4 protein-coding genes are annotated in these 2,792 nt (G+C 62.0%); 3 read left to right on the top strand and 1 reads right to left on the bottom strand.

The genetic code is table 11. From position 1 onward, the window contains the following. Window positions 1-205 precede the first annotated feature (205 nt). The gene (locus CJ226_RS16260) at window positions 206-937 is read left to right on the top strand and encodes a DUF6602 domain-containing protein (protein WP_005054591.1); all 732 of its coding nucleotides are present in this window, start codon (window positions 206-208) and stop codon (window positions 935-937) included. Here CJ226_RS16260 and CJ226_RS16255 read toward each other — a convergent pair. Next, window positions 934-1,257 (bottom strand): hypothetical protein, encoded by a 324-nt coding sequence (locus CJ226_RS16255; protein WP_005054589.1) that lies wholly within the window; start codon window positions 1,255-1,257, stop codon window positions 934-936. The genes CJ226_RS16260 and CJ226_RS16255 overlap by 4 nt on opposite strands. A 332-nt stretch (window positions 1,258-1,589) precedes the next feature. On the opposite strand from CJ226_RS16255, the gene CJ226_RS16250 reads away from it, so the two are divergent. Beyond that, window positions 1,590-2,309, top strand: coding sequence for a TnsA-like heteromeric transposase endonuclease subunit (locus CJ226_RS16250; protein ID WP_005055286.1), 720 nt, complete (start codon window positions 1,590-1,592; stop codon window positions 2,307-2,309). 56 nt (window positions 2,310-2,365) lie between these two features. Continuing rightward, window positions 2,366-2,792: hypothetical protein (locus tag CJ226_RS18190; RefSeq protein ID WP_219719982.1), on the top strand; the 427-nt coding region annotated here is incomplete at its 3' end.

The following is a 2,792-nucleotide window of genomic DNA, read 5'->3' as shown; positions in this document are numbered from 1 at the left end:
GCTACGTTGGAGAACAGGTTCCCGTCGGAGCCGGTCCCAGATAACCGAGCCTCCACGAAACCCGGGGCGCTTCAGCTGACCGCTATGCGCGACGGGTAGAACTACGTCGTGGACCTACACAAAGCGCGTGGCGTCCGAACACGAACATTCGACACCATCCCCGCGGGCGATCTCCCAGCCGCGTCCATTGAAAGCGAGACCACCCATGTCCGAACCGTTCGACCTTGCCAAGGCATATACGGCGAAGCAGGACCACATGCTCACAGGGCTGGGGCTCATGCCGCAGTTCACAGATCATCCCGGCACCAAGGGTGACGCCACCGAGGAGCAATGGGTCAGCGTGCTCCGGGAGTTTCTTCCCCAGCGATACGGGGTCGGGCCAATCTTCGCAATCGACTCCCTCGGGCAACAGAGCGGACAGATCGACATTGCGATCTTCGATCGACAGTACTCGCCCCTTTTTTTCGAGCAGGGCGACGTCCGCTTCGTGCCGGTCGAGAGCTTGTACGCCGTTTGTGAGGTGAAGCCCAGAATGAACAAGGAGAACCTCGACTACGCCCGGGACAAGGTCGCCAGCGTTCGCCGACTTCACCGCACCTCAGCGGAGATCCGGCATGCAGGCGGTACGTATCCAGCTCAGGATCCGGAAGCCAAGCCGATCCTGGGTGTCTTTCTCAGCACGGATCTTGATTGGGGAGATATCCGCGGTGCTGCAGCTGTGGGCTCGATCACCGAGCCTCAGCCCACGGGGCTCGATCTCGGCATTGCTGTCCGAGGAGGCGCCTTCGATCAGACTGACGGGGTCGCGTACTCCCCAGGAGGACAGGAACTGATCTGGTTCGCGACGCGTCTGTATCGCGCACTTTCCCGGCTGGGAACAGCTCTAGCAATCGATCTGGATGCCTATTACGTTCCGCTGCAGTCCCCAGGCAGTTAGGAAGCCGTGCGCTCGGCCGATGCGGCTTCCCGGTCGGCGGCGTAGCGTCGCGCGGCTTCCCACCAGTAGTTGTCACGGATCCGGTAGAGCAGGGTCCGCTCTCCGGGCACGCGTCCGACGAACTCAAGGAAGTGTGCGTCGCGGAGCTTGTGGATCAGTGGGTGGACGATGCTCCCCAACAGTCCAGTCGCTTCGACGATCTGCTTGGGAGAGAAGGTGTCGCCTTCGAGGGCGGCGATCTCTATGACGACAGCGTTCATGTAGCTGTTGCCGAAGAACAGCCGCGACTCCGCTGGTGCGATCGGCTCCACTATCGTCATGCCCCGAGTTTCGCATACGTCACCGACGTCCGGCACGTGCGCGAGGTGATTCCGAGGCGACTTCCTTCCCGGTGTTGTCTATCTGACGTACACAACTTGATTCTGGTCGTTTCGAGAGTACAGTGAATGTGACATTCACTAGAACGTACGTCACGTAGTACGTAATTGACCGATTCGCAAGAGCAACTCGGTATGACGTGTGTTACGTATTCGTGGTGGTTTCGTGCATGGATGCACGCGTGTGTGGGCGCCCATGATGGCGACATGTTCACAAACCGCCGGACCGCAGGGGCTGGTTCGTTTCCGTTGTCGTACCAGGGAGCGTCGGGGCTGTGACCGGGCTGGCGTCGACGGTTCAGATTCGCAGGTCAGACGATCACGTCGATGTCATCGCCTTGAATGATGTTCGTCTTCGTCAGTTCGATACCGCGGTGCCGTGGCGGGAGTTTCGTTGGTACCGCAAGCAGCGACACTTCTCCGGCTCGTACTGGTCGGCGACGATGGAGGCCCCGGTGGGGTACGAGTCGCGGTTGGAGTATGTGAACCTGCTGCTGGCCGACTTCGACCCGCGGGTGGTGTGGATCCTCTCGCAGCCGTTTCTGCTCGACGGCGATGATCGCGGCACGCGCCGCAAGCACGTCCCGGATTACCTGTTCGTCCACGCCGATGAGTCGGGGTGCGTGGTTGATGTGAAGCCGGCTGAGAAGTTGTCACGCCCGAAAGTGCGCGATTCTCTGGGATGGTCGCGGCGCGTGATCGAGGGGCACGGCTGGGAGTACCGGGTGCAATCCGAGCCCGATCCTGTCGTGCTGGCGAACGTGCGGTTCCTCGCCGGGTATAGGCGGCGCTTCCAGTTCCTCGAGTCCGAAGTCGATGGCGCAGCAGAGTTGCTATCCACTCCGGTCACATTCGGCGAAGCGGTGCGAGCTGTCACGGCGATCACTGCCGATCCGCGATTGGCTCGGTCCGTTGTGTTGCACCTGATGTGGACGCGGCGCCTGCACACGGACCTCACCCGCGTGCTCGACATCACCAGCCTCCTGGAGACATGAGTGTCGAGCGCGACGATCCACACACCCGCAGATCAACGAGAAGGGAAACGCGTCCGATGAAGAACACCTGGAAGGTCAGCCCGGGGGCCCAGATTGCCTACGACGGAAAGATGTGCACGGTCGCGGAGATCGGTGATGGCGCCGTCATCGTCCGCACCGCGGATGGGCGCACTCGCCGTCTCCGCATGATCGATGTGCTGCAACCGGAGTCGGAAGGCGGCAGAGTGCACGTGCCAGGCAGGGTGGGCGACGACGAGCAGACGCAACCTTTGATGCTTGTCTGGTCGGACGCAACCCAGTCCGCTCAGGCGGGTGCTCACCATCGGGCGGATCACGTCCGTGAGGTGCTCACGGGATACCGGTCGGGCAGTCGTGAGGTCGCCCGAGAGGGCGAGCCACGACTGGAGTACCACCCGCAACGGCCGCTCCGAGAGCGACAGAAGGCCAAGGCCAAAGAGCTCGACATAGGCCTACGGACCCTGG

It is taken from the genome of Microbacterium sp. UMB0228 (genome assembly GCF_002871415.1).
Lineage (GTDB): Bacteria > Actinomycetota > Actinomycetes > Actinomycetales > Microbacteriaceae > Microbacterium.
This window is presented reverse-complemented; position numbering and strand designations above follow the sequence as displayed.

Coding starts and splice junctions, on each gene's coding strand:
- CJ226_RS16255 (WP_005054589.1), bottom strand. CDS start 1,257: ATGACGATAGTGGAGCCGATCGCACCAGCGGAGTCGCGGCTGTTCTTC.
- CJ226_RS16260 (WP_005054591.1), top strand. CDS start 206: ATGTCCGAACCGTTCGACCTTGCCAAGGCATATACGGCGAAGCAGGAC.